Source organism: Embleya hyalina, from assembly GCF_003967355.1.
GTDB lineage: Bacteria > Actinomycetota > Actinomycetes > Streptomycetales > Streptomycetaceae > Embleya > Embleya hyalina.
This window is the reverse complement of sequence record NZ_BIFH01000039.1, coordinates 54,996-80,399: the sequence shown is the minus strand read 5'-3', so window position 1 is coordinate 80,399 and position 25,404 is coordinate 54,996. Positions and strand designations below refer to the sequence as shown.

18 protein-coding genes and 2 pseudogenes are annotated in these 25,404 nt (G+C 72.9%); 13 read left to right on the top strand and 7 right to left on the bottom strand.

Annotated elements, in window-relative coordinates; translation table 11 throughout:
- Positions 1–31 precede the first annotated feature (31 nt).
- The 7 genes from EMA17_RS39930 to EMA17_RS39900 all read left to right on the top strand — a co-directional run bounded on the left by EMA17_RS39930 (position 32) and on the right by EMA17_RS39900 (position 9,699).
- Positions 32–1,294: an MFS transporter gene (locus EMA17_RS39930; protein ID WP_126642132.1), complete on the top strand. Its 1,263-nt coding sequence runs from the start codon at positions 32–34 to the stop codon at positions 1,292–1,294.
- A gap of 281 nt (positions 1,295–1,575) precedes the next feature.
- Positions 1,576–2,958 (top strand): hypothetical protein, encoded by a 1,383-nt coding sequence (locus EMA17_RS39925; protein ID WP_126642131.1) that lies wholly within the window; start codon positions 1,576–1,578, stop codon positions 2,956–2,958.
- A gap of 20 nt (positions 2,959–2,978) precedes the next feature.
- Positions 2,979–3,563 (top strand): SUKH-4 family immunity protein, encoded by a 585-nt coding sequence (locus EMA17_RS39920; RefSeq protein ID WP_126642130.1) that lies wholly within the window; start codon positions 2,979–2,981, stop codon positions 3,561–3,563.
- A gap of 40 nt (positions 3,564–3,603) precedes the next feature.
- Entirely contained in the window at positions 3,604–4,443 is an 840-nt protein-coding gene (locus tag EMA17_RS39915; RefSeq protein ID WP_126642129.1) for a nucleic acid/nucleotide deaminase domain-containing protein, read from the top strand.
- Between the two features lie 58 nt (positions 4,444–4,501).
- The gene (locus EMA17_RS39910; protein ID WP_126642128.1) at positions 4,502–6,769 is read left to right on the top strand and encodes a hypothetical protein; all 2,268 of its coding nucleotides are present in this window, start codon (positions 4,502–4,504) and stop codon (positions 6,767–6,769) included.
- Between the two features lie 151 nt (positions 6,770–6,920).
- Positions 6,921–7,607, top strand: a complete 687-nt coding sequence (locus tag EMA17_RS39905) for a WXG100-like domain-containing protein (RefSeq protein ID WP_126642127.1) — start codon at positions 6,921–6,923, stop codon at positions 7,605–7,607.
- Positions 7,608–7,806: 199 nt separating this feature from the next.
- Positions 7,807–9,699: a propionyl-CoA synthetase gene (locus EMA17_RS39900; RefSeq protein ID WP_126642126.1), complete on the top strand. Its 1,893-nt coding sequence runs from the start codon at positions 7,807–7,809 to the stop codon at positions 9,697–9,699.
- A 24-nt stretch (positions 9,700–9,723) separates the two neighbouring features.
- Here the strand turns inward: EMA17_RS39900 and EMA17_RS39895 are convergent, their stop codons facing one another.
- Complete coding sequence (locus EMA17_RS39895; protein ID WP_126642125.1) at positions 9,724–10,725, bottom strand: glutamate ABC transporter substrate-binding protein; 1,002 nt, start codon at positions 10,723–10,725, stop codon at positions 9,724–9,726.
- A 132-nt stretch (positions 10,726–10,857) separates the two neighbouring features.
- Between EMA17_RS39895 and EMA17_RS39890 the strand changes: the two genes are divergently transcribed.
- Both EMA17_RS39890 and EMA17_RS39885 read left to right on the top strand, forming a co-directional pair.
- Positions 10,858–11,340: a hypothetical protein gene (locus EMA17_RS39890; protein ID WP_126642124.1), complete on the top strand. Its 483-nt coding sequence runs from the start codon at positions 10,858–10,860 to the stop codon at positions 11,338–11,340.
- Between the two features lie 81 nt (positions 11,341–11,421).
- Entirely contained in the window at positions 11,422–12,090 is a 669-nt protein-coding gene (locus tag EMA17_RS39885) for a TIGR04222 domain-containing membrane protein (protein WP_126642123.1), read from the top strand.
- A gap of 61 nt (positions 12,091–12,151) precedes the next feature.
- Here EMA17_RS39885 and EMA17_RS39880 read toward each other — a convergent pair whose 3' ends face one another.
- On the bottom strand, positions 12,152–14,830 hold the full coding sequence (locus EMA17_RS39880) for a serine/threonine-protein kinase (RefSeq protein ID WP_126642122.1): 2,679 nt from the start codon (positions 14,828–14,830) through the stop codon (positions 12,152–12,154).
- Between the two features lie 284 nt (positions 14,831–15,114).
- On the opposite strand from EMA17_RS39880, the gene pucL reads away from it, so the two are divergent.
- On the top strand, positions 15,115–16,005 hold the full coding sequence (gene pucL, locus EMA17_RS39875; RefSeq protein ID WP_126642121.1) for a factor-independent urate hydroxylase: 891 nt from the start codon (positions 15,115–15,117) through the stop codon (positions 16,003–16,005).
- A 10-nt stretch (positions 16,006–16,015) separates the two neighbouring features.
- On the opposite strand, the gene EMA17_RS39870 is transcribed toward pucL, so the two are convergent.
- The 3 genes and pseudogenes from EMA17_RS39870 to EMA17_RS39860 all read right to left on the bottom strand — a co-directional run.
- The gene (locus EMA17_RS39870; RefSeq protein ID WP_126642120.1) at positions 16,016–16,849 is read right to left on the bottom strand and encodes an ABC transporter ATP-binding protein; all 834 of its coding nucleotides are present in this window, start codon (positions 16,847–16,849) and stop codon (positions 16,016–16,018) included.
- Position 16,850: 1 nt separating this feature from the next.
- Positions 16,851–17,897: a FecCD family ABC transporter permease gene (locus tag EMA17_RS39865; protein ID WP_126642119.1), complete on the bottom strand. Its 1,047-nt coding sequence runs from the start codon at positions 17,895–17,897 to the stop codon at positions 16,851–16,853.
- Positions 17,894–18,283 (bottom strand): annotated as a pseudogene (locus EMA17_RS39860) (FecCD family ABC transporter permease); the annotation flags it as partial. The gene EMA17_RS39865 and the pseudogene EMA17_RS39860, both read right to left, overlap by 4 nt.
- Positions 18,284–18,302: 19 nt before the next feature.
- Here EMA17_RS39860 and EMA17_RS39855 point away from each other — a divergent pair.
- A pseudogene (locus EMA17_RS39855) lies at positions 18,303–18,791 on the top strand (ABC transporter substrate-binding protein); the annotation flags it as partial.
- 109 nt (positions 18,792–18,900) lie between these two features.
- Here the strand turns inward: EMA17_RS39855 and EMA17_RS39850 are convergent.
- Positions 18,901–19,536, bottom strand: a complete 636-nt coding sequence (locus EMA17_RS39850; protein WP_160161731.1) for a TetR/AcrR family transcriptional regulator — start codon at positions 19,534–19,536, stop codon at positions 18,901–18,903.
- 106 nt (positions 19,537–19,642) lie between these two features.
- Between EMA17_RS39850 and EMA17_RS39845 the strand changes: the two genes are divergently transcribed.
- Together EMA17_RS39845 and EMA17_RS39840 are read left to right on the top strand one after the other, a co-directional pair.
- Complete coding sequence (locus EMA17_RS39845) at positions 19,643–21,169, top strand: MFS transporter (protein WP_126642117.1); 1,527 nt, start codon at positions 19,643–19,645, stop codon at positions 21,167–21,169.
- A gap of 378 nt (positions 21,170–21,547) precedes the next feature.
- Positions 21,548–23,875, top strand: coding sequence for a serine/threonine-protein kinase (locus EMA17_RS39840; protein ID WP_126642116.1), 2,328 nt, complete (start codon positions 21,548–21,550; stop codon positions 23,873–23,875).
- 123 nt (positions 23,876–23,998) lie between these two features.
- Here the strand turns inward: EMA17_RS39840 and EMA17_RS39835 are convergent, their stop codons facing one another.
- Positions 23,999–25,288: a citrate synthase gene (locus EMA17_RS39835; protein ID WP_126642115.1), complete on the bottom strand. Its 1,290-nt coding sequence runs from the start codon at positions 25,286–25,288 to the stop codon at positions 23,999–24,001.
- Positions 25,289–25,404 lie beyond the last annotated feature (116 nt).

Genomic DNA, 25,404 nt, shown 5'->3' with positions numbered 1-25,404 from the left:
TCGATTCGTACAGCCGTGTCCTGGGGGTTCCATGCCACCGACCGACGTCCGCCACGCGCCCGTGCCCGCCGCGCCCACCTCCCGCCCGCCCGCGCCCGGGTCACCCGCGTCCGGGTCGCCCGCCCGGATCCGGCTCGCCGCCTGGCCGGTGACCGCCGTCTTCGTGCTCTCCAACGCCGCGACCCCGCTCTATGTCGTCTGGCGGCGCGAACTCGGCTTCTCCTCCGGCACGTCGACCGTGATCTTCGCGGCCTACATCGTCGGCCTGCTCGGCGCGCTCACCGTCGCCGGCGCGCTCTCCGACCGGATCGGCCGCAAACCGGTACTGCTGCCCGCGCTGGGTCTGGCCGCGCTCGCCTGCCTCCTCTTCGCCACCGCCGCGTCGGTGCCCGCGCTCGTCGTCGCGCGCCTGCTCACCGGCATCGCCGTCGGCGCGACCGTGTCGGCCGGGATGGCCGCGGTCGCCGACGTCGCCGGGGCCGCGCACCGGCGGCTCGGGGCGTTGGCGGCCTCGTCCGCGATGGTGCTCGGCGCCGGACTCGGGCCGATGCTCGCGGGCGTGTTGTCCGAGACCGCGCCCGGGCCGACCACCACCGTGTTCGCGGTGGAGGCGGTGCTGCTCGCCACGGCGTTCGTGGTCGTGTACCGGCTGCCGCTCGCCCGACCGGCCGCCGCCCCCACCACCGCCGCCCGGTGGTTCCGCGTGCCCTCCGTGCCCGCCGCCAATCGCGGTCAACTGCTCCTGGGGATCGCGGTGTTCGCCCCCGGTATCACGGCCACCTCGTTCGTGCTCTCGCTCGGCCCCGCCCTCCTGGCCGACCTTCTCGACACGTCGAGCCGGATCGTCGCGGGCTCCACGGCGTTCGTGATGTTCGCCGCCGCGACCGGCGTGCAGTTCGCGGTGCGCCGATGGGCGGTGCGGACGGTGCTGCTCGCCGGGGCCGCCACGATCGCCGCCGGCATGATCGTGCTGCTCGCCGCCGTATACCTCGCGTCCGCGCCCCTGTTGATCACGGCCGCGATCCTCGCCGGCGCCGGTCAGGGCCTCGGCCAACTCGGCGGCCTCACCCTCCTCGGCGCGCACGTCCCGCGCGAGCGCGCCGCCGAGGCCAACGCGGCGCTGAGCGTGGGCGGTTACCTGCCCGCCGGCCTGCTCCCGGTCGCCGTCGGCTATCTCGGCGACGCCGTGGGCCTGCGTACCGGAACCACGGTGTTCGCGCTCGTCCTGATCGGCGCGGCCACCGTCGCGGCGGCCCTGGTCCTGATGAACCGCCCGGCGGGAGAGCGCGGTTGAGGTCGCAACCCCGCCGGGTCGATCGACGCGGCCCTGCGGGAACACCCTCGACTGCCCCAGGATTTCCATTACTTGACCCGAATCCGGTTGGTTCCGGCGCGCACCGAACGTAGGTTGGTCGACGTCGTTCGATCACTACGGGGGCAGTGGCGCGCGGCGACCGCACGCGGGTCGCCCCGCATCGAACGGGCGGGCGCGCCTCGCGTCGGCCCCGGCGGCCTCGGTTCGCCTTCTCCCGGAACGTCGTACGCACACGACGTCCTACGGGGAGGCGATCGGGGATGGGCAAGACGAAGACCGGCCCGAAAGGCGGCGATTCGGGCGCCTCGGGCACCGGCCACGACACGACCAAGCCGAGCGGCGGGGCACCGACCGCGACCGTGCCGAAGGCGCCCAAACGTCCCGGCGGCGACACCGGCGGCCCACCCGGGGGCCCGCCGGCGACCACCACCTCCAAGACCGGTGGGCCCGCCGGGCCGCCGCCCAGGGGCGGCAACGGCTTCAGCCACAAACCGGAACACGTGGAGTCGGGCGCCCGGGGCATCGACGCCTCCGCCGCCCGGATCGAGGCCGCGCACACGAAGTTGTCGGGCGTCCTCCAGGCCAAGGGTTCGTTCTGGAACAAGGACAGCCTGGGGCAGACCTTCGGCAAGGTCTTCGAGCCGCTGTCCACCGGCCACACCCGGGCCGGCGGGGCGCTCCAGCAGGCGGTCGCCAAGACCGCCGGGAACGTGCGGGTCAGCGCCAAGAAGACGGCCGCCACCGAGGAGGCCAACCTCAAGAAGTTCGGGCAGCGGATCGACGGCGACCCGAAGAAGATCGGCGACGCCGACCGCGACGGCAAGGGCCCATCGGGCAACGCCGCGCAAAAGCCCGGCCCGAACCGCACACCGGTGTACTTCGTCGACGAGAACGGCCGGGTCCACCAGTTGGTGAACGGCCAACTCGTGCCGGTCACCCACGGAGGCACCAACAGCGGTATCGACCGGGTGCTCAATCCGGACGGCACGATCAGGGTCAACATCAAGACCGACGCCAAGGGCAATCCCGAGGTCACCCCCAAGGGAAAACCGAAACGGGTCCCGGTGCCGGGCGGCAAGGGGAGATACGACCGATTCTCGAAGAAGGAGCAGGCGGACAACGACAGCGCCAGTCCGCGCACTCCCGTGCAATCGCAGCCCCTGCAACACCCCACGGACCTGTCCCAGGCGGTGGAGGACGTGCGCCGGGCGGGGAACGACTACGGCGGGAACAACTACGCGTCGCTGTACTATCAGGACCCTTCCGGACACGCCGGCGGCGACTTCATCCTGGTGGGCAGCAGCGGCCAGAACGGCGGTCACTCGGAACGGGCCATCGGGTTGCCGATGGTGCACAACGGCATGCAGAACGACGTGACCCGGCTGTATACCGAACGCGCGCCCTGCCAGGTCTTTCCGCAGACCGGCGGGGCGGGCTGTGACCTGTGGGTCGACATGCACCTCAACGGCCCGGGCCGCAACTCCCCGCTGGAGGTGAGCCACGTCGCGGACTTCGATTCGAGTCGGCTCGACGGCGCGGACCGCAACGGCCCGTTCAACCGCTACATGTTCGACCTGGAGCAGCACCACCGGGCCGGCAACACGAGTCCGCTCGCCGGTGTATACACGTACCGGTATCCCTGAGCCCGACGCTGGAGTAATGGATGATCTTCGACATCGACCGGGGCCGGCTCCTGGAGGCGTTTCCCGAGCGGCGGGTCGTGCGTGCCTCGCGCGCCGCACTCGCCGAGGTGGAGGGTCGGGCCGAGGATCTGGACTTCCTGTGCGACGCGGGTCTGCCGCAGGGGCTGTTCCAGATCGCCCCCGCGCTGGCCGGCGAGGAGGGCGCGCAGCCGTCGCGGCTGCTGGATCTCGGCGACCCGGACGAGGGTGTGGACCTGCCCGAGCTGGACGGCGTCGGCCCGGTACTCCTCCTGGGCGGAATCCAGCACTGGTACGTCTTCCTGCACCTGGAAACCGGCCGGATCCACGCGTTTCCGGAGGAAGGGGCGGAATACTGCACGATCAACGGGGATCTTTCCTCGTTGTGCACCATGTTGTGCCTGCTGGAAAAGGAGACTCCGCGCACCGCACCGGGCACCCGGGGGCCGAGCAACGACGAATACGCCCGTGTGGCCGACTCCGTCCGGGCCCGGATCGAGCCGCGCGACCCGCTTCCCTTTCAGGGGGACGGCCTGTGGGTTTTCTACTTCGGCTCGTACGTCGACGGCCTGTATCCACTGAGCTGAGCGACCGCGCCGAGCGATCGGGAAGGAAACCCGCACCACCATGAACGTCGACCTCTCCGCCGCCCTCCACCAGCGCTTCGGCCGGGACGGACTGCGCACGTACGCGTCGCCGCACCTGGACGGCCTGCCGATGCCCGTGCAGGTCGGCGCGTACTTCATCGCCGCGGAGGACGAACACCCGCTCACGATGGGGGCGTTCGCCGACGCGGTCGGTGAGACGCTGCCCGATGCCGGACTGCGCGACCGGGTTCGGCTCGGGACCGATCAGGGCGCGGAGCTGTACGTCGCCGGCGACGGGTCGGTGCGGGCCCTGTTCCTCGGCGTCGACCTGCCCGCGATGGCCGTGGCGAGCAGCGTGGAGGCGTTCGCCGACGGGTTGTTGACGCTCGATCAGATGTTGCCCCGGATCGCCGCCGTGGACGAGCCGGTGGAGGGGTTCCCGCTGTACCGGGAATTGCGCGAGGCGTTGACGGCGGCCGATCCCGCCGCGTTCGTCGAGCGCGAGGCCTGGTGGCCCAGGGTCCTGGACGACGTGCGACTCCCGCTGAACATCGGCAGTTCGGCCGCCTTCGAGGTCGTGGACGCCGGCGGCGAACCGCGGATCCTGACCGAGTCGTCGCGCCCGGGGCTGCCGCATCCGGAGGAACTGCTGTGGTACCGGCTGGCGGCCGGGGGAGTGGAGGCCGAGGACGTCCGGCGGGTCTACTGCGAACTCGAACCCTGCCTGATGCCCGGACACTACTGCGCGCTCTGGATGGGCCGCCTGTTCCCCGACGCCGAGTTCACCCACGGCTTCGGCTACGGGGCGACCGCGCAGTCCCGGGAGGACGGCGTGCGGGCGCTGATGACGCACATCGCCGAGCAGGCGGGAAACCGTTGACGGAGCGCCACATCGACCGGGCACGGCACGAGCGGTAGGAATCGGGGGACGGAAGACCGTGGTCGACCAGGACGGGCATCGGCTGCCGCACATGACGGGTGGGCGGCACCTCGCCGCCCGCGCGCTGCTCGGGTGGCTCGACGATCCGCGCTCGCCCCGGTTGTGCCTGGTCGGCGGCTCGCCGGGGGCGGGCAAGTCGCACCTGCTGGCCTGGCTGTACGCGGCCACCGCCGGGGAGGGCACGCCGCCCGCCCGCCGACTGCACGCGTTCGTCCCGGCCGGCGGATCGACCCTGCCCGGAGTCACCGTCGAACTGGCCCGGCACCTGGGGGTCGCGGCCCGGACACCCCGCCACCTCGTCGCCTGGGCGGCCCTGGACCCCCGGCGCACGGTGATCACGATCGCCGATCTCGACCACGCCGGCGTGCCGGGAAGCCCCGGGGAGGGCGCCCGGATCGTCACCGACCTGCTCGACCCGCTGCTCGACCTGCCGCACGTACGACTCCTGGTGGAGTGCACGGACGCCGCGACCCGGGCCGCGTTCACCCGGGTCGCCGGGCCGGCCGCGCTCGATCTCGACGAACCCAGGTGGACCCACCCGGGCCGGTTCGCCCGCTGGTACGCCGAACTGCTCGTCGCCGCGCCCGGCACGTCGCCCCCGGCCGCCGAGGCGGCCTACCCGCACCCCGGCCTGGCCCGGCTCGCCGCCCGGGTGGACGGGGCCTCGGCGTCGTCGCCGTCGGCGGCCCCGGACCCCGCGCCCGTCTCGGCGGCCGACCCGGGCGGCCCGTCGGAGCGGTTCGCCCGGATCCACCGGGCGTGGTGGGCGGGCCTGGGCGAGGACGTGCGCTCGGCCGTGGCCGCCCTGTACGGGCTCGACCTGCCGCTGACCGCCCGGCAGTGGGCGATCGCCTGTTCGACCCTGTATCCGGGTCCGGCGCCCGGTCCCGACGGCGCCGCGACGGATGCGCCGATCGCGGCGGCGACCCGCGCGCTGCCCCCGCTGCTCGACGGCGGCGACACCTGGGCGCTGCCGGCCGGGCCGCTCGCCGACTTCGTGGCGGGACGGCGCGGGGAATGCCTCGATCCCGGCCGGGCGGCCCGGGTGCACGCGGCACTGCGGCGGGACGCGGACGCGGGCATCGTGGACCTGGCCGGGCTCCACGACGCGGGGGAGGAGCGGCTTTCGGCGATCCTGGAGCACAGCGTGCGGATCGGGGACGCGGCGGCGCTCGCGGTCGACCCGATCGTGCAGGCGCTGGCCCGGCCGCACGTGGTGGCCGGCGCGCTGGTGGCCACCGGGCAGTGGGCGGACCCGGCGCAGGCGGCGTTTCGCGGCGCGTACGGCACGCTGGTCGCGGAGCCCGCGCCGGGGACGCGGGCGGCCCTGCTCGCCATGCACCGACTCGGCCGCGACGACGACGCCGCGCGCCGACTCGCGGCCCGGGCCGCGGCACCGGGTTGGCGGGCCGAGTGGGCCCGGTGGGGCGAGGGCGACCCGCTGCGGCCCGACCGCTGGCCGGGACCGGTGCTCGCCGCCGCATCGGGCCGCGGCGCGCTGGCGGGACAGGCACTCCTGGTCGACGACACCGGCACGATCCGCACCGTGCGCGGCGCCGACGGCGGCATCGTCGGCCGGGTCGGCGCCTCCTTCGGGCCGATTCCGCTGCGCGCCCTCGCGAGCACCTACGGCGGCCGGGTGGCCACGCTGAACCGATGGGGCGGCGTGGACGTCCTGGACGCGGCCTATCACGGCCCGCGCGGCGCCCTGGAGGCCGGATTCCGGCGCCTGGTCAACACCTGCGGGGCCGAACCGACCGTGCTCTGCGCGCACCCGCTGCCCGCGCTCGGTGACGCCGAGGGCGCCGTGTGGTGCTACGCCCCGGCGCCGACCCCGACCTCGACCCCGGCCGGCGACGAGCCGCCGCCGCGCGGCGTGTTCTCCGCGCCGCTGCACGCCGGCCCGGTCACCGCGCTGGGCGCGGTCCGCACCGGCACCGCCGGAGCGCCGACGCTGGTGATCAGCGGCGGGCGCGACGGCCGGGTGCGGATGTGGAGCCCGGGCGCCGAGCCGGGCCCGGACGCGCTGGACGCGCGCGCCGCCCCGGTGACCGCGCTCGCCTGCGAACAGACCACCGAGGGCCTGCTGATCGCGGTGGCCTGGGCGGACGGCCCGGTCCGACTGCGCCGACCGGGCGACGACACGACGGTGGACCTGAACCCGGGTCTGCCGGTGACCGGGATCGCGGTGTCGGTGGAGGGCCACATCGTGCTGGGCACGGCCGCGGGGGTGATCGGCCTCCGCCTCGAACGACCCGCCGGATGACGGATGCTCGGATGTTCGGCGCGGGCGCGGGCGCGGGCGCGGGACGGGCCCATCGGGCCCGAAAAAGATGTACAAGCCCGGAATCGGTGCGTAGCGTCGACAGGACGCGCCCGGCCGGTTCGGGCGTGGGCGACGACGACGGGGGTCGACTGTGGGCATCACCGTACCGGGCTATCTGGACACGGCACTGGACGTCATCGGGGTCGACTGGCCCAACCTCGACGAGGACGAGTTCAAGGAACTGGCGGTCGCCTACCGCGAGTTCGCCGACGAAATCGACGAGGCGCGGGCGGACGGCAAGAACGGCGCGGCCTGGATCCTCTCCGGCACCAGCGGGATGGCCGCCGAGGCGTTCGAGGCGCACTACGGCAAGCTGAACAACGAACATCTGCACGATCTGGCCGAGGGCGCCCGGATGTTGGCCAAGGCGCTGGACGCGGCCGCGGTGGTGATCGAGGTGGCCAAGGGCAGAGCCATCGCCCAACTGATCATCCTGGCCGAGGCGATCGCCGCCGCCGCGGCGGCGGCCACCTTCACCCTCGGCCTGTCCGCGATCGCCGGCCTGGCCGAGGTCGCCATCGTGCGCACCGCGGTCAAACGCATCTTCAAGGAACTCGAGGAGGAGTTGATGGCCCGGGTGATCGAGATCGCCACCGCACCCGCCGTCGCCGCCCTCGAAGGCACCGCCAACGAACTGCTGTCCCAACTGGTGGAGAACGAACTCGGCGCGCGCGACGGCTACGACCTCGACGCCGCGATCGACGCCGGCAAGCAGAGCGGGAAGGACGCCATGCCGACCCCGTCCAGCATCGTCACCACGCTGAACCCGGTGGCCTGAACCGGCGACCCGAAGCGGCCCGAACCGGCGGCTCGCACGGGCGACCCGAGCCGGTCGCCCAAGCCGGCCGCCCCGACCCGCCGACGTGCGTCCGAACGCCCGTTCGTGCGTCTTGACTTCGTGCCGCTCCGTCGGGATCCTGCCGGCGGGGCGGCATCGTCACACCGCGCCCTGCCGCAACCACCGAGAGGAACCGCGGATGAGTCGCGACCAGGGCGGGGCGTACGCGTCGGCGTATCGGCGAAGCCTCGACGACCCGGAAGGATTCTGGTTGGCGGCGGCCGAGGCGATCGACTGGATCACCCCGCCCACCCGGGCCCTGGACGACTCCGCCGCGCCGCTGTACCGCTGGTTCCCCGACGGGGAGCTGAACACCTGCTTCAACGCCCTGGACCGGCACGTGGCGGCCGGCCGCGGCGACCAGGCGGCCATCCTGTACGACTCGCCCGTCACCGACACCCGGCGCCGGTTGAGCTACGCCGAACTCCTCGACCTGACCGCACGGTTCGCCGGCGTGTTGCGCGGACTCGGGGTCGGCCGGGGCGATCGGGTCGTGCTCTACCTGCCGATGGTGCCCGAGGCCGTGGTGGCGATGCTCGCCTGCGCCCGGCTCGGCGCGGTGCACTCCGTGGTGTTCGGCGGATTCGCCGCCCACGAGTTGGCGGTGCGGATCGACGACGCCCGGCCCACCGTGGTGGTGGCCGCGTCCTGCGGCATCGAGCCGACCCGCACCATCGCCTACAAACCGCTCGTGGACGCCGCCCTGGCCGAGGCCACACACCGCCCGGACCACGTGGTGATCCTGCAACGCCCGCCACTCACCGCCGAACCGACGGACACCGACGTCGACTGGGACACCGCGATGGCGAGCGCCGAGCCGGTCGCGTGTGTGCCGGTGGCGGCCACCGACCCGCTCTACATCCTCTACACCTCCGGCACCACCGGCCCGCCCAAGGGCATCGTCCGGGACAACGGCGGGCACGCGGTGGCGCTGCGCTGGTCGATGGAGAACATCTACGGCGTGCGGCCGGGCGAGGTGAGCTGGACCGCCTCCGACGTGGGCTGGGTGGTCGGCCACTCGTACATCGTCTACGCGCCGCTGCTCACCGGCTGCACCTCCGTGCTGTACGAGGGCAAGCCGGTCGGCACCCCCGACGCGGGCGCGTTCTGGCGGGTGGCCGCCGAGCACCGGGCCACGATGTTGTTCACCGCGCCGACCGCGTTCCGCGCGATCCGCAAGGCGGACCCGGAGGGGAAACTGCTCGCCGGACACGATCTGTCCGCCCTGCGCGCCCTGTTCCTGGCCGGCGAACGCCTCGACCCGGAGACCTACCGCTGGGCCGGCGACCTGCTCGGCGTGCCGGTGGTGGACAACTGGTGGCAGACCGAGACCGGATGGCCGATCGTGGCCGACCCGATCGGCCTGGAGCCGCAGCCGACCCGGCCCGGCTCGCCGACCCTGCCGGTACCCGGCTACGACGTGCGGATCCTGGACGCGGACGGCGTCGAGGTCCCGCCCGGCACGGACGGGTCCGTCGTGCTCAAACTGCCCATGCCGCCGGGCACGTTGACCGGCCTGTGGGGCGACGACGCGCGCTATGTCGCCTCCTACCTGACCGCCTTCCCCGGGCACTACCTCACCGGCGACGGCGGGCGCAAGGACGCCGACGGCTACGTCTACGTGATGGGCCGCACCGACGACGTGATCAACGTGGCCGGACACCGGCTGTCCACCGGCTCGATGGAGGAGGTCCTGGCGGGCCATCCGGACGTGGCCGAGTGCGCGGTGATCGGGGTGGCCGACGAGCTGAAGGGCCAGGTGCCGCGCGGCCTGGTCGTGCTCAAGGCCGGCGTGGACCGGGAACCGGCCGAGGTGGCCGCGGAGTTGGTCCGCCGGGTCCGGGACACGATCGGCGCGGTGGCCGCCCTGCGCCGGGTGGACGTGGTCCCCGCGCTGCCCAAGACCCGGTCCGGCAAGATCCTGCGCCGCACGATGCGCGACATCGCCGACGGCAAACACCCCGAACCGCCGTCCACGATCGAGGATCCCGCCGTACTCGACGCCCTGCGACCGACACTCGTCGACGAGTAGGCCCGGCGGACCCGGATGTCGCGATCAGCCCGCGTAGGACGCGCGCGGCGGCGACTGCGGGCCCAACGGCGCGGCCAGCCAGATGTCGTACAACCGCTGCCACGAACCGTCGCGCTTCATCCGCTCCAGCAGCCCGTTGGCGAAGCGCACGAAGTCCTCGTGCGCCAACGGGAAGGCCATGCCGTGCGGTTCGTCGCTGAACGCCGGCCCGACCACGACGGTGTCCGAGTCCTGCGCGCGAAGTCCGTGCAGCAGCGCGGAGGTCGTCGAGACCGCGTCCACCTCGCCCTGCTGCAACGCGACCAGGCAGTCCGTCCAGTTCTCCACCGCGTAGGGCAGCACGCCCGCCGGATCGTCGCGCAGGAACACGATCGAGGTGGTCGCCCGCACCGTGCACACCCGCCTGCCGCGCAGATCGGCGAGCGTGCGCACGTCGGAGTCGCGGCGGACCAGCACCCGTTGGCCGTCGGTGTAGTAGTCGCTGCTGAACGCCACGTCCAGCTTGCGCTCGCACGTGATGGTCATCGTGTCGATCACCACGTCGACCACCCCGGACCGGAGCACCTCGGGCCGCTGGGCCTGGGTGATCACCTTGTACCGGATGTGCGCGGAGTCGTCGGGGCCGCCGAAGATCGCCCGCGCGAGGGTCTTGGCCATCTCGATGTCGAAGCCCCGGATCTCGCCGCTGCGCCGATCCAACTCGGCGAAGTAGCGGGTGTTCTGGTCCACCCCGACGATCAGGTAGCCGCGCCGCTGGATGGTCTCCATCGTGGACCCGGCGGGCATGCGACCGCCGGCGGGCAGCGGGTCGGGCGGGGTCAGGCTCCGGCGCGGGTCGCACGGCGCGGCGGTGGAAGGTTTCGGGTAGTCGTCCGGGCCGGCCGGATGCGCCCCCGAGACGACCGGGTCGGCGGCGGTACGGACCCGGGCCGGCGGCGCGCCGGACGAGCCGGTACAGGCCGCCAGTGTGACGGCCAGGGCGACGGCTGCTGCCGCGGTCGCCGTGCGGCGGGCTCCCCAGTGCATGCCACTCCCCGTAAGCCGGTGTTCCCGAGTGCCGGTGCGGTCCGATTATCGATCGGATCCGCCGGAAATCCGGACCGGTTGCCCAAACAATGGGGGGTTCCCTCGGTGTGATCGATCTACTTTGGAGCACGTGTGACCAGCTATGGCATCACCGGGCACATCAACCTCGCGGCGGGGACCGCGCCGTTGGTCGACCGTGCGCTCCGGGATCTGCTCGCCGGTGTCGCGGCGGACGAACTGGTCGGCTACAGCTGCCTGGCGGCCGGCGCGGACGCGATCTTCGCCCGGGTCGTGCTCGATCTGGGCGGCCGACTGGTGGTGTTGCTCCCGTCGGCCGACTACGGCGAGTCCAGGGTCGGCGCGGCCTATCGCACGACCTTCGACCACCTGCTCGCGGCGGCCGACGAGGTTCGGGTGATGCCGTACCCGCACGCTTCCCGGGACGCCTACGCGGCGGCCAACGAGAGCCTGGTCGCGGCGGCCGACGTGCTCCTCGCCGTCTGGGACGGCAGGCCCGACGACAACCGAGGCAGTACCGCCGAGGCGGTGACCCGGGCCCGCGCGGCCGGCAGGCGGGTCCACGTGGTGTGGCCCCCGGGCTCGGCCCGCGCCTGAACGCGTGGGCACGGTGAGGGAGTTGCCCACGATGCTCGATCGCATGTCCGAGAACGGCGATCGACGCGGTACACCTGATCCATGAAGCCCTCCGTGTCGGTTCCCGTCCTTGTCGGCGTCCGCGAACTCGCCTTCCTGGCCGGTGGCCCCGAACGGGTCGTGGACACCACGATCGTCGGCCTGCGGGTGCGGGAACTGCTGCTCGTGGCCCGGGACGGCCGGCTGACCGCGACGGCGCGCACGGGGGAGGGGCCGATCGAGGACACGATCCTGGCCCTGGTGCCGGCCGAGAGCGGAGCCGATCTCACCGAGGTACGGCTCGCGGCGGCCCGGGATCCGGCGATCCTCGCGGTGCGGGACGGGCTGGTGGCGGCCGGACTGATGCGGCGGGTGCCGCGACCGTTCGCCCGGCGGGCGGCGACGGTGACGCCGGCCGGTGTGCGGTGCCTGGGGGCGGCACGCCGGGAGTGGGGCCGGGCCGACTGGGCGGCGGAGGGCCCGCCCGACGTGATCGGGGCAGCGGCGCTGTTCGGGCGACGCGCCTTGCACGACGCCGACACGGGCGCCGCCTTCCGGGTGTCCGACCTGCGGATCCGGCGGCTGCGGGAGGGGAAACGCCGAAAGCGCCCGGCGCACGAGGGCGGTCGGAATTCGTACGACCCGAGCAGCGGCTACAACCCCACGTTGGGCAAGAGCTACAACGCCGGCAGCTATCAGGACATGTCGGGCAGTTGTGCCGGATCGTACTGAGCCCGGAACCGGCTCCGCCGGTCGTCGGGTGGACGACCGGCGGACCGTGGGCGATGTGTGGCTAGCGGGGTGAGTCCGCCTCTGCGGGGAGGTGTTGCGGGGTGGCGCCGAGCGGGGGCGCGCCCTGGGGGGTGGGCTTGCGGGCGTCGACGACGGCCAGGACGAGCGTGCCCAGGCCGGCGAGGCCGGCCAGCACCGAGATGCCGGGGAGCACCACGCCCAGGATCATGTTCTGGGCGTCGCGCCACGCGGAGTCGGTGAGCCGGAACAGCCCTATCCCGACGGCGGTCACGCCGAGCAGCGCGATCACCGCGTGCCAGAGCAGCGGATTGGCCGGGCGCTGCTCGGGGGTGGGGCGCTGCTCGGTCAGACCGAGCGGGAAGGGTATGCCGGAGCCCGGCTGCGGGGCCGCCGTCGCGGCGGCCGCGGGAGTCGTGGTCGGGTGCGGCGGTGCGGCGATCGGCGCCGCGGGGGCGGGCAGCACCGTGGTCGCGCCGACCGGGCTCGCGGCCGGATGCGGCACCTTGACCGTCTCGGCCCCGGCCCCCGCCGGCGCGGGACCGTCCGGCTTGCGCGGGACCTTGACCGTCTCGGCGTTGCCGCCGCGCCGGATGACCGGCACCTTGACCGGCGCGCCACCGTCGTAGCGCTCCTCCGGCTTGCCCGACTCGGGCGCGGGATCGGCGGCCGGCGCGTCGTCCTCGTCCTTGCCGATGCGGACGGCGGGCACCGCCACGGGGGTTGTCACGTCGTCTTCCGCCACCTCGGCGGCCTTCGGCGCGCCCTTGGCTCCCGCCTTGCCCTTCGGCTTGTCGTCGCGGGCGGCGGGCACGGCTACGGGGGTGGTCGCGTCGTCCTCGGCGTCGTCCACGTCCGAGCCCGCCTCGGCGGCGGGCTTGGCGGGCTTGGCCTTGCCGCCCCGTACCGCCGGGGTGGCCACGGGTGTCGCGTCGTCCTCGGCGTCGTCGGCGTCGGAACGTGCCTCGGTGGCGGGCTTGGCCTTGCCGCCCCGCGCCGCCGGGTTGGCCACCGGTGTCGCGTCGTTCTCGGCGTCGTCGGCGTCGGAACGTGCCTCGGTGGCGGGCTTGGCCTTGCCGCCCCGCGCCGCCGGAGTGGATACGGGGGTCGCGTCGTCCTCGGGGGCTTCCGGGGCCGAGCCCGCGTCGGTGGTGGACTTGGCCTTGGCCTTGCCGCCCCGTGCCGCCGGGGTGGCCACGGGCGTCGCGTCGTCCTCGGCGTCGTCCGTGTCGGAACGTGCCTCGGTGGCGGGCTTGGCCTTGCCGCCCCGTGCCGCCGGGGTGGATACGGGGGTCGCGTCGTCCTCGGGGGCTTCCGGGGCCGAGCCCGCGTCGGTGGTGGCCTTGGCCTTGCCGCCCCGTGCCGCCGGGGTGGCAACCGGCGTCGCGTCGTCCTCGGGAGTGTCCGCGGCGGAACGCGCGGCCGCCGTGGGCCTGCCCGGCTTGGCGCCGCGGATCGCCGGGGTGGTCACGGGAGTTGCGTCGTCCGCGTCGCCGTCGGTCGTCGCCGGGCCGCCCGGCTTCGCCTTCGTGCCCTCGGCCGCCGGTCGAGCGGGCTTCGCCTCGGTGTCGTCGGCCGCCGTCTCGGACCGATCCGCCTCGTCGTCCGCGCCGGCCGCGTCCGTCTTTCGAGCCGCCGCCGTGCCGGTGCGCGGCTTGGTCTTCTTGGTCGCCTTGGCCCCGGAGGCCACCACGGCCGGCGCCGCCGCGGGTGTCGCGAGCGCGGCCGACGCCGCGACCTCGGCCGTTTCCGGCTCCTCCGCCGGGTCCGAGCCGTCCGCGTCCGCGCCGTCCGCGTCGCCCGGTTCCACCGTGTCCGCCTCGTCGGCGTCCGGTATCTCCACCCGCTTGGCCGAGGCCGACGCCGCCTCCGCCGCGTGGGTCGCGAGCAGGGCCGCCGTCGCCTTCGGCAGCCAGTCCGTCGCCGGGTCGGCCGCCGCGAAGCGGGCCACCAGGTCGGCCGCGTCGGGCCGTGCGGTGGGCCGCTTCTTCAGGCAGTCGGCGACGATCTCGCGCAGCCAGTCCGGGAGTTCGGTCAGGTCCGGCGTCTCCCGGACCACCCGCTGGGCCAGTTCGGCCGCCGACCCCGTGCCGAACGGCGCCACGCCCGCCGCATGGCAGAGCACGCCGCCGAGGGCGAAGACGTCGATCGCCGGACCGATGGACCCGCCGGTGACCTGCTCCGGCGCCGGCAGCCCCGGTATCTCCACCACGCCGGTCCGGTTCAGCCCGGCCGTACCCAGCGCCCGAGCCAGCGCGTAGTCCGCCACCCGGGGCCCGTCGGCGGCGAGCAGGACATTGGCCGGCTTCAGGTCACGGTGCGTCAGACCCGCCTCGTGCACGGCCGCCAGGCCCTCGGCCAACCCGGCGCCCAGCGCGCGCAACGTCCGCTCCGGAAACGCCCCGTGCGCCTCGACGGCCGCCTCCAGGGACGGGCCCGCGACATGCTCGACCACCAGCCACGGCGGCGTGCCGTCGGCGTCGGCGTCCAGGACGTGGGCGACATGCGTACCGCCGACCTCGCGCGCGGCCGCCATGTCCGTGCGGAATCGTTCGAGGAACTTCTTGTCGGCCGCCAGGTCCGACCGCACCAGTTTGACCGCGACCTGCTCACCACCGGGCGCTCGACCGAGGAACACGGTCCCCAGGCCGGCCCGACCGAGCCGGGCCGACAGTCGGTACCGCCCGACAACCCCGGGATCGCCCGGCTTCAGCGGATCCATGACTGCCGCCCCCTCCACGTACGTGCGTTCTGTGCCAAGGCAGGGAGTGGCCCCAGGGCATGCCGACGGCCCTGTCGGTCTCGCCTCCCCGCGGACTTCGCCGCAGCCTACCCTTCGGGTCGAGGTGTCACCGAGGACCCGGACCGCCCCGTCGATCTCCTGTTACCGACTCCGGACGGGCGCCGGAACACCGGGACATGTCCGGCTTCCACCGTTCTGCCGGCCCGAGTGGGCACACTGGATTCGCGGCGACCACACGCCGATGCGACGAGGGAGTCGGACCGATGGCGATCGTTCTGGGGCCGAATCGATATGGCAAGGCGGAGGTGCGCGTGGCCCGGGTGACCCGGACCACCGCGACCGATCACGAACTGTGCGATCTCGACGTCTCGGTGTCCCTGTCCGGCGACCTCGCCGACACCCATCTGCGCGGCGACAACGCCCGGGTGGTGCCCACGGACACGATGCGCGCCGTGGTGTACGCCTTCGCGCAGGACCGACCGCTGCCCGCGATCGAGGAGTTCGGCCTGCGCCTGGCCCGACACTTCGTGGACGCGCACGCCTCGATCGACACCGCGAGGGTGCGCCTGCTCGAATACCCCTGGGTGCGAATCGCCGGCACGCACGGTCCGCACCCGCACGCGTGGACCCGGGCGGCGGGGGTGCGCCGTGCCGGGGTCGTGCGCGGGCCGGAGGGCGTCGAGGTCTGCTCCGGTCTGGCGGACGTGTCCGTGCTCAAATCCACCGGGTCCGAGTTCCACGGCTTTTCGACGGACCGCTACACGACGCTCGCGCCGACCCGGGACCGGATCCTGGCCACGACCGTGCGGGCGGGTTGGCGCCATCGCCGCGACGGCGCCGCACCGGCCGACTGGGACGCCTCGTTCCGCGCCGCCCGGGACACCCTGCTGCGCACCTTCGCCGAGACGCACAGCCTCTCGCTCCAGCAGACCCTGTACACGATGGGCGAGGCGGTCCTGGCGGAGCAGGAGCACCTGGCCGAGGTACGCCTGACGCTGCCCAACCACCACCACGTCGAGGTCGACCTGAGCCCGTTCGGCCAACCCAACCCGGGGGAGGTGTACCAGGTCACGGACCGGCCGTACGGCCTGATCGAGGGCACGGTCCGGCGCGGCGACGCCGCCCCGGCCCTCGCCGACCTGCCCTGGGAGTAGCGGCCGAGCCCTACGCCTCGCCGGGCGGTTCGGCGACCTCTCGGCGACCGCCCAGGGGGATCACCAGCGGGACACCCGAGACCGGGCACGCGATCACCGACGTGCGCAGGTCGAACACCTCGTGGACCAGTTCGGGGGTGACGATGTCGGCGGGCGGGCCCGCCGCCACGACCCGGCCGGCGCGCATCGCGACGAGATGGTCGGCGTAGCGGCACGCGTGGTTGAGCTCGTGCAGGACCATCACCACGGTGCGCCCGTCGGTGCGGTTGAGGTCGGCGACGAGTTCGAGCACGTCGACCTGGTAGGCGAGGTCGAGATAGGTCGTGGGCTCGTCGAGCAGGAGCACCTCGGTGTCCTGGGCGAGCGCCATCGCGATCCACACGCGTTGCCGCTGGCCGCCGGAGAGTTCGTCGATGGAGCGATCGGCGAGGGCGGCGGCGCCGGTGACCGCGAGGGCACGATCGACCACGGCTTCGTCGGCCGAGGACCACTGCCGCCACCAGCGCTGGTGGGGTGTCCGGCCGCGGGCGACGAGATCGCGCACGGCGATCCCGTCGGGCGCGCTCGGCGTCTGCGGCAACAGGGCCAGGCGCAGCGCGAGTTCGCGGCCGGGCAGGTCGGCGATGTCGCTCCCGTCCAGGTGGACGACACCGGCCGCCGGCTTGAGCAGGCGGGCCAGGGCGCGCAGCGCGGTGGACTTGCCGCACGCGTTGGGGCCGACGAGCGCGGTGACCTTGCCGGCGGGAATGCGCAGGTCGAGGTCGTCGGCGACGACGCGGTCGCCGTAGCCCAGCCGCAGGCCGCGGCCGGACAGTCCCGTGGTGTCGAGTGCGCCGGCGGTCATGTCAGCCTCCCTTTCCGGCCCGGTTGGTTCGGGCGAGCAGCCACATCAGGTACGGGGCGCCGACCGCGCCGGTGACGATGCCCACCGGCAACTCGGTCGGCGAGAAGGCGAGTCTGGCGGCCAGGTCCGCGGCGAGCAGGGTCGCGGCGCCGACCAGTCCGCTCGCGATCAGCGGGATGCCGGCGGTGCCGGTCAGGCGGCGGGCGATCTGGGGCGCGCCGAGCGCGACGAAGGCGACCGGTCCGGCCGAGGCCGCCGCCACCGCCGCCAGGCACGTGGCCACCACGAGCAGCGCGATCCGGGCGCGCCGCAGCGGCATGCCGAGGCTGAGCGCGGTGTCGTCGTCGAACTGGAGGAGTTGGTAGGGGCGGGCCAGCGCGAGTACGAGCGGAACCAGGACCAGCAGCGCCAGGCCCACCCAGCGCACGTGCGCGTAGTCGCGCCCGTTGAGGCTGCCGGTGAGCCACACCATGGCCCGCGACGCCTGGTCGATGTCGGCGCGCGCGAGCATCCAGCGGGTCAGCGCCATCAGCACGCCGTGCATCGCCAGGCCCACCAGTACGAAGCGGTAGCCGGTGATGGTGCCGCCGCGAAAGGCCATCACGTAGATGAGGGCCGCGGTCAGCAGCGCCCCGGCCAGCGCGCCGAAGGGCACGGCGCCGAAGGACGCGGCGCCCGCCGAGGTGACGCCGCCGAGCAGGATCGTGCCGACCGCGCCCGCGCTCGCGCCGGCGGAGATGCCGATCAGGTCCGGTCCGGCCAGCGGATTGCGGGTGACGGCCTGGAAGATCGCCCCGGCCAGCCCGAACGCGAGGCCGACCAGCAGTGCGGTGAGGGCGCGGGGCAGCCGCAGCTCGCGCACGATCAGGTCGGCGTCGCCGGAGCCGACGCCGAGCAGCGAGTCGACGACGTCGCGGATCGGGATGGAGTAGGTGCCGATGGACACCGACGCGACCAGGGTGCACGCGATGACCGCGAGCAGCGTGGTGGTGACGATCGCGACGCGCGGGCGTACGGACAGGCCGACGGGGCCGAGTTCGACTCTCATCGGGCGTGCTCCTTGAGCTTGCCGCGCTTGACCAGCGCGATCAGGAACGGCGCGCCGAGGATCGCGGTGACCACGCCCACCTCGAGTTCGCCGGGGCGCGCCACCACCCGCCCGATGACGTCGGCGCCGATGGTGAGGGTCGCGCCCGCGAGGCCGGAACAGGGCACGAGCCAGCGCGCGTCCGGGCCGGTGAAGGCCCGCACCACATGCGGAACGACCAGGCCGACGAAGGTGATCGGGCCGGCCGCGGCGACCGCGGCGCCGGCGAGCAGGATGACCGCGAGGGCGCCGAGCGCGCGGGTGGCGCCGACCTTGACGCCGAGGGTCGAGGCGAGGTCGTCGCCCAGGGCGAGGGCGTTGAGCCGCCCGCACAGGCCGAGGGCCAGGAGCTAGGACAACGTCAAGCTCGTCGGCCGGGCGCTCGGCGAGGACGACAAGGCCAACGCCAAGCTCACCGCGTACGAGACGCGGGCCCGCAGGGTCGGCGACGCGATCAACGCGAAGGCAAACAAGCCGACGGTGTCCATCGTGCGCTTCGTGGACGGCCCGACGCGCATCTACCTCGGCAAGACGTTCAGCGGCATCATCCTGAGCGACATGGGCCTGGCCCGCCCCGAGAACCAGCGCGACCCCGAGAAGTTCAACATCGAACTCAGCGAGGAGCAGATCGGGCAGGCCGACGCCGACCACATCTTCATGACCACCTTCTCCGGCGGCGAGGAGCGCAAGAACAAGTTCCTGGCCAACCCGCTGTGGCAGCGCCTGAAGGCCGTACAGGCCGGGCACGTGTACGAGGTCAAGGACGAGAGCTGGATGACCGCGGTGTCCCTCCAGGGCGCGGACGTGATCCTGGACGACCTGGCCCGCACGTTCGGGGTCGACCCGGCGAAGTAGCCGGGGCGTGCGGTCCGCGCCCGCGGCGCGGCGACAAGGGAAGGCGTCGACCATCGATCCGGTCGGCGCCTTCCGGCGGTCGTGTCGCCGGCCGGGGACACGACCGTCCTCAGTCGCGGAAGGCCAGCATCGGGATCAGCGCGTTGTCCACCAGGGACTCGATCTCGGCGCTGGTCATCGGTATGCCCGAGACGGTGAAGCGCTGGCACAGGAACGTGGGTCCGGCCAGCACGCACTCCGGGGCCAGGGCGCCCTGGCGGGCCTCGCCGCGGGCGATGGCGTCGGCGATCACGTCGGTCAGCAGCGACGTCCACGGGGCGACCACCCGCTGCTCCCACATCTCGGCGAACTCGTGGTGCCGGCTCAGTTCGCCGCACAGCATGCGCGTGCCCAGGCCCAGCGGGCCGAGCATGCTGCGTGCGATGGCCTCCAGGTAGACGATCAGGTCGCCGCGCAACACGCCCGGGAAGGAAAGGGATTCCGGGTCCGGCAGCGTGGCGGAGAGCGCGTCGGCGACCATGCCCACCTTGTCCGGCCAGCGCCGGTACAGCGCCGACTTGCCGGTCCCGGCCCGGGCCGCGACTCCCTCGAAGGTGACTCCGGCGTAGCCGCGTTCGCCCAGCTCGGCGACCACGGCCTCGGTGATCGCCCGCTCCAGCGTGACGCCGCGCTTGCGGGGGCGCTGTCGGTAGTCGGTGACCAGCAGGGCTGTCTCGACTTGACCGGCGCGTACTCCTGTGCTCACTGTCACCTCCGGCTGCCATGCTACAGAAAACGTTTGCGTTCTCTAAGGCATAAGCTCTAGATTCACGTAGAGAACGCTCACGTCCACTAGTAATGCGAGGCAATCCATGACGACGGCACCTCCCGAGGTGGCCGGTTCGACCGGATCCCCGTCCGCCGAGGCGCCGCACGCGCGTCGCGGACTGGCCCTGGCCCTGCTCGCAGGGGCCCAGTTGATGATCGTGCTCGACGCGACCATCGTGAACATCGCGCTTCCCGACATGGGCAAGGCGCTCGACATCAGCGAAACATCGCTCTCCTGGGTGATGAACGCCTACATGCTGACCTTCGGCGGCCTGCTGCTGCTCGGTGGTCGGCTCGGTGACCTCTTCGGCCGACGCCGCCTCCTGGCGCTCGGCCTGATCGTGTTCACGGTCGCGAGCCTGCTCGGCGGGTTCGCCGGCAACGAGGCCATGCTGCTCGCCTCGCGGGCCCTCCAGGGCGTGGGCGGCGCGATGGTGGCCCCCGCGGTCCTGTCGTTGGTGACCACCACCTTCGAGGAAGGGCCGGAACGCAACAAGGCGTTCGGGGTCTACGCCGCGGTGTCGGGCATGGGTTCGGCGGTCGGTCTGCTCATGGGCGGCCTGCTCGTGGAGTACCTGTCCTGGCGCTGGGTCATGTTCGTCAACGTGCCGATCGGCATAGCCCTGGTGGCCGCGTTGCCGCTGGCCATCCCGGACGACGCGAAGACCGGCGAGAAGGCCATCTGGCGCGGCCGGTTGGACATCCCCGGCGCGCTCACCTCCACCCTCGGTGTGACCGCGCTGGTCTACGGCGTGATCCGGGCCGCGGACAAGAGTTGGGGCGACGGGCTGACCATCGGCTCGCTGGCCCTGTCCGCAGTGCTGATCGCCGCCTTCATCGTGATCGAGCTCAAGGTCGAGCGACCGCTCATGCCGATGCGGCTGTTCCACAACCGCAACCGCTCCGCCAGCTACGTGGTGATGGCGCTCGCCGCCGGCGGCATGATGGGTTCGTTCTTCTTCATCACCCTCTACATGCAGCTCGTCGCGGGCTACTCGCCGATCAAGTCCGGTCTCGCCTATCTCCCGCTGTGCGCGGGCGTGATGGTCTCGGCCCAGTTCACCAGCGTGATGTTGCCGAAGATCGGCCCGCGGGTGCTGCTGACCGTGGGTCCGGTCCTGGCCGCGGTCGGTCTGTTCTACTACGCGATGCTCGACGTCGACTCGAGCTACGTCACCGGCCTGCTGCCCGCGATGATCATCTTCGGTCTGGGCATGGGCCTGATCTTCGTCGCGATCATGGCCACCGCGGTGGCCGGCATCGCCCCGGAGGACGCGGGCATCGGCTCCGCGATGCTCAACGTCACCCAGCAGGTGGGCGGCGCCGTGGCGATCGCGGTGCTGACCACGATCTACTCCAGCGCCAAGGACGACAAGCTGCGGGACGAGGTGGCCAAGCTCGGCGGCAAGGCCCCGGATCTGCACACGATCAAGGTCGCCCTCACCGAGGGCTACACGGCGGGCTTCATGACCGCCGGCATCCTGCTCGCCGTCGCCGCGGTGATCGCGGTCGCGGTGCTGCGGGTCGACAAGTCGGAGCTGCCCGCCGAGACCACCGGTGGCCTGCACTAGCCGTCGTCGCCGGGCGGTCCTCCGCTCGCCCGTCGACACCTCGACACCCGGACCGGTTCCCGCGAACCGGCCCGGGTGTTCGCGGTCCGGGAGTACGACACGCCCGAAAAGAACCGATCAATGGAGTAATTTCCGCTTCGGCGGCCACTCTTCGTGATCGACGCCTGGGGGATTCCCCCGTGTTTCGGTCCAAGCGGGACGCGGCGTGGGCGGCGGAGCGAGCAGGCGGGTACCCTGCGACAGGCAGCGGGTGCTCCGCCCCGGGGCACCTCTATCGCGACGACGGGACGACCGGCGCCGTGGCACTCCTCCCGCCTGTTCCTGTCGAAACAGCCGCTCGGCGGGGATGATGGGCGGTGGAGCGACTTCGGGGGGATTGTGACGGAACACGGATGGCCGGGTGAGCCACCGGCCAAGGGGGATCCGGAACGGATCGGCCCCTACGCGGTGCTCGGCCGACTCGGTGCCGGCGGCATGGGCCGTATCTATCTGGGGCGTTCGCCCTTCGGGCGACTGGTCGCGATCAAGACCATCCGCTCGGAGCTGGGCGGCGATCCGGGCTTTCGCGCGCGCTTCGCGCAGGAGGTGGCCGCGGCCCGCCGGGTCAGCGGCGTGTTCACCGCCGCCGTGGTCAACGCCGATCCCGACGCCGCGGTGCCGTGGCTGGCCACCGCGTACGTACCCGCGCCCTCGCTGGAGTCGCTGGTCCGCGCCTGCGGCCCGCTGCCGCCGCGCGCGGTGCGCTGGATGGCCGCCGGCATCGCCGAGGCGCTGGAGTCCGTACACGCCGCCGGCCTGGTGCACCGCGACCTGAAGCCGTCCAACGTGCTGGTCGCCAGCGACGGCCCCAAGGTGATCGACTTCGGCATCTCGCGCGCCGCCGACTTCGGCTCGCTCACCATGACCGGCGTCGCCGTCGGCACCCCGGCGTACATGTCGCCCGAACAGGCACAGGGCGTGCGCGACATCACCCCCGCCAGCGACATGTTCTCGCTCGGCGCCACGCTGGTGTACGCGGCCACCGGGCACTCGCCCTACCCCGACCGCAAGCCCGCCGAGGCGCTGCTGCGCCTGGTCACCGGCTCGCCGGACCTGGAAGGGCTGCCGACCGAGCTGACCGGCCTGGTCAACCTGTGCATGCAGCGCGCCGCCGAACACCGGCCGAGCCCGACCCAGTTGCTCAACCAGCTCGCCCCGCTCCTGGACGACAGCGACGCGGACAGCCAGCTGCCCGACAACGCGTCGGCGATGGTGCAGCGGTTCGAGAGCCAGTACCGACCGACGATGGGCCCGCGCACGCCGCCGGTCCGCGAACTCGTCGAGCCCGACGGGGGGCAGCCGCCCGAACTGCCGGAGAACGTGCGCCCGGACCCGAACAACATGGGCAAACTGCCCAACCAGGTGCGCCAGGAGTCGCGTCCGGCGCCGCGCCCGGAGACACACCGGCCACCGCCGCCACAACGTCCGCCGACGAACCCGACCCGCAAGCCGCCGCCCCGGCCGCCGGCCCCGCCGACGAACTCGCCGACGGGCGGCCCGCCGGGCGGCTCGCGACCGGTCTCGGGACGACCGGTGTCCACGTCCTCCCCCTCGCCGGCGCTGCCGACCGAGCGGGTGGCCCGGCCGCCCGCCCCGATACCCAACTCTCCGGTCACGTGGCCGGAGAGCGGTCCCGACGTGCCCCGCCAGCACCCCACGCCGCCGCGCACCCCCACCGGCGGCATGGAGGCCGCACCGGTGTGGCGGTTCGCCGCGACCGGCGAGATCCTGACCCCGCCGGTGCGCGCGGGCTCCGGGCGGACCGCCCGCGTACACGTGCACAGCAACGACAACGGGCTGCACACCCTGCATCTGGCCACACGCGAGTGGCGGTTCGACTCCTCGGGCTGGTCGCACCCGCCGGCCGTGGACGGCGAGCTGATGTACCTCAGCAGCCAGGACAACCACGTCTACGCCCTGGAGCTGACCTCGCGGCAGTGGCGCTGGAGCTTCCCCACCGGCGGCGAGGTCGTGGCCGCCCCGGTGGTCGCCGACGGCACCGTCTACTTCGGGTCCAGCGACAACGCGCTCTACGCCGTGGACGCCGCCACCGGGCGCTGTCGCTGGCGGTTCCCCACCGGCGGCTGGGCCACCTCGCCCACCGTCGTGGACGGCACGGTGTACTTCGGCTCCAGCGACCGCTGCGTCTACGCGCTGGACGCGGCCACCGGCTGGTGTCGCTGGCGCTTCCCCACCGGCGGCTGGGTGTCCTCGCCGACGGTGGCCAACGGGATCGTGCACGTCGGCAGCACCGACCAGTACCTGTACCTGCTCAACGCCGGCGACGGCGCGATGCGCGGCTGGTTCGGCGCGGGCGGCCCGGTCGCCCAACCGGCGACCTCGGGCAACCTGTCCTTCTTCGGCAGCGGCGACGGCGGCCTGTACGCGGTCGACGTCAACACCACGCGCTGTGTCTGGCGTTACGGCGCCGAGGGCTGGGTCACCTCGCCCGTGGTCGCCGAGGACATGGTGTACGCGGGCAGCAGCAACGGTTCGGTGCTCGCGGTCGGCATGGGCGGCGAGCCCCGCTGGCGGTTCACCACCGGCGGTCGGGTGACGTCCCCGATCGTGGCCGACGGCCTGCTCTTCGTGGGCAGCGCCGACCGCCACCTGTACGTCCTGGACGCGGTCACCGGCAAGGGCCCGTCGGCCGGGACCAACGGCTGAGCGCGGGGCGGGCGAACCCGCCCGCCCCGCTGCCCCGAACACGCGACGATCCCGGAGCCGTCGCTCGCGAACCGCGGTTCGCGAGCCTCGACTCCGGGATCGTCGTCGGGTGTTCGTTGCGGGTCAGCGGGCACCGATGGGGGTGTAGTCGCGCAGCGCGACGCCGGTGTACACCTGGCGCGGACGGCCGATCTTGGCCTTCGGGTCGGCGATCATCTCCTGCCAGTGCGCGATCCAGCCCGGCAGCCGGCCGATCGCGAACAGCACCGTGAACATCTCGGTGGGGAAGCCCATCGCCCGGTAGATCAGCCCGGTGTAGAAGTCCACGTTCGGGTAGAGCTTGCGCTCGACGAAGTAGTCGTCGGCCAGCGCGCGCTCCTCCAACTGCATCGCGAGGTCGAGCAGTTCGTCCTTCTTGCCCATCCGGGACAGGACGTCGTCGGCGGCCTTCTTGATGATCGTCGCGCGCGGGTCGCGGCTCTTGTACACCCGGTGGCCGAAGCCCATCAGGCGGACGCCGTCCTCCTTGTTCTTCACCTTGTTCACGAAGGCGTCGATGTCGCCGCCATCGTTCTTGATCTGCTCCAGCATCTCCAGCACCTGCTGGTTGGCGCCGCCGTGCAGCGGGCCCCACAGCGCGTTGATGCCGGCCGAGATGGACGCGAACATGTTCGCCTGGCTGGAGCCGACGAGGCGCACCGTCGAGGTCGAGCAGTTCTGCTCGTGGTCGCCGTGCAGGATGAGCAGCTTGTCCAGCGCGTCCACCACGACCGGGTCCGCCTTGTAGGACTCGGCCGGGACGGCGAAGGTCATCCGCAGGAAGTTCTCGACGTAGCCGAGCGAGTTGTCCGGGTAGAGCATCGGCTGGCCGACCGACTTCTTGAACGCGTAGGCCGCGATCGTCGGCAGCTTCGCCAGCAGCCTTATCGCCGAGAGCCGGACCTGCTCCTCGTCGAACGGGTTGTGGCTGTCCTGGTAGAACGTCGACAGCGCGGACACCACGGACGACAACATCGCCATCGGGTGCGCGTCGCGCGGGAAGCCGTCGTAGAACCGCTTGACGTCCTCGTGCAGCAGCGTGTGCTGGGTTATCTCGTCGCGGAAGTTGTCCAGCGCGCCCACCGACGGCAACTCGCCGTAGATCAGCAGATACGCCGTCTCCAGGAAGGTCCCCTGCTCCGCGATCTGCTCGATCGGGTAGCCGCGATAGCGGAGGATGCCCTCCTCGCCGTCGATGAAGGTGATCGCCGATTTACACGCGGCGGTGTTGACGAACCCTCCGTCGTAGGTCACCAGCCCCGTCTTTGCGCGCAGCGTCGAGATGTCCACGGCGGTGTCGCCGATGGTGCCCTCGATCAGCGGGAAGGTGTGCTCGTTTCCTTGGTGGCGCAGTACTACCGAGTCCTCGCTCATGGGGGTCCCCTACTTCTCGGCTCAGGCTCCGGCAGCCACCCGGATCGTGTCCGTGCGGTTCCGGTCTTTGTGACATGTGTGCATCAGTACGAATAGCAGGCGCACGAGGCGGCCTC

Coding starts and splice junctions, on each gene's coding strand:
- EMA17_RS39930 (WP_126642132.1), top strand. CDS start 32: ATGCCACCGACCGACGTCCGCCACGCGCCCGTGCCCGCCGCGCCCACC.
- EMA17_RS39925 (WP_126642131.1), top strand. CDS start 1,576: ATGGGCAAGACGAAGACCGGCCCGAAAGGCGGCGATTCGGGCGCCTCG.
- EMA17_RS39920 (WP_126642130.1), top strand. CDS start 2,979: ATGATCTTCGACATCGACCGGGGCCGGCTCCTGGAGGCGTTTCCCGAG.
- EMA17_RS39915 (WP_126642129.1), top strand. CDS start 3,604: ATGAACGTCGACCTCTCCGCCGCCCTCCACCAGCGCTTCGGCCGGGAC.
- EMA17_RS39900 (WP_126642126.1), top strand. CDS start 7,807: ATGAGTCGCGACCAGGGCGGGGCGTACGCGTCGGCGTATCGGCGAAGC.
- EMA17_RS39895 (WP_126642125.1), bottom strand. CDS start 10,725: ATGCACTGGGGAGCCCGCCGCACGGCGACCGCGGCAGCAGCCGTCGCC.
- EMA17_RS39885 (WP_126642123.1), top strand. CDS start 11,422: ATGAAGCCCTCCGTGTCGGTTCCCGTCCTTGTCGGCGTCCGCGAACTC.
- EMA17_RS39880 (WP_126642122.1), bottom strand. CDS start 14,830: ATGGATCCGCTGAAGCCGGGCGATCCCGGGGTTGTCGGGCGGTACCGA.
- pucL (WP_126642121.1), top strand. CDS start 15,115: ATGGCGATCGTTCTGGGGCCGAATCGATATGGCAAGGCGGAGGTGCGC.
- EMA17_RS39870 (WP_126642120.1), bottom strand. CDS start 16,849: ATGACCGCCGGCGCACTCGACACCACGGGACTGTCCGGCCGCGGCCTG.
- EMA17_RS39865 (WP_126642119.1), bottom strand. CDS start 17,897: ATGAGAGTCGAACTCGGCCCCGTCGGCCTGTCCGTACGCCCGCGCGTC.
- EMA17_RS39845 (WP_126642117.1), top strand. CDS start 19,643: ATGACGACGGCACCTCCCGAGGTGGCCGGTTCGACCGGATCCCCGTCC.
- EMA17_RS39835 (WP_126642115.1), bottom strand. CDS start 25,288: ATGAGCGAGGACTCGGTAGTACTGCGCCACCAAGGAAACGAGCACACC.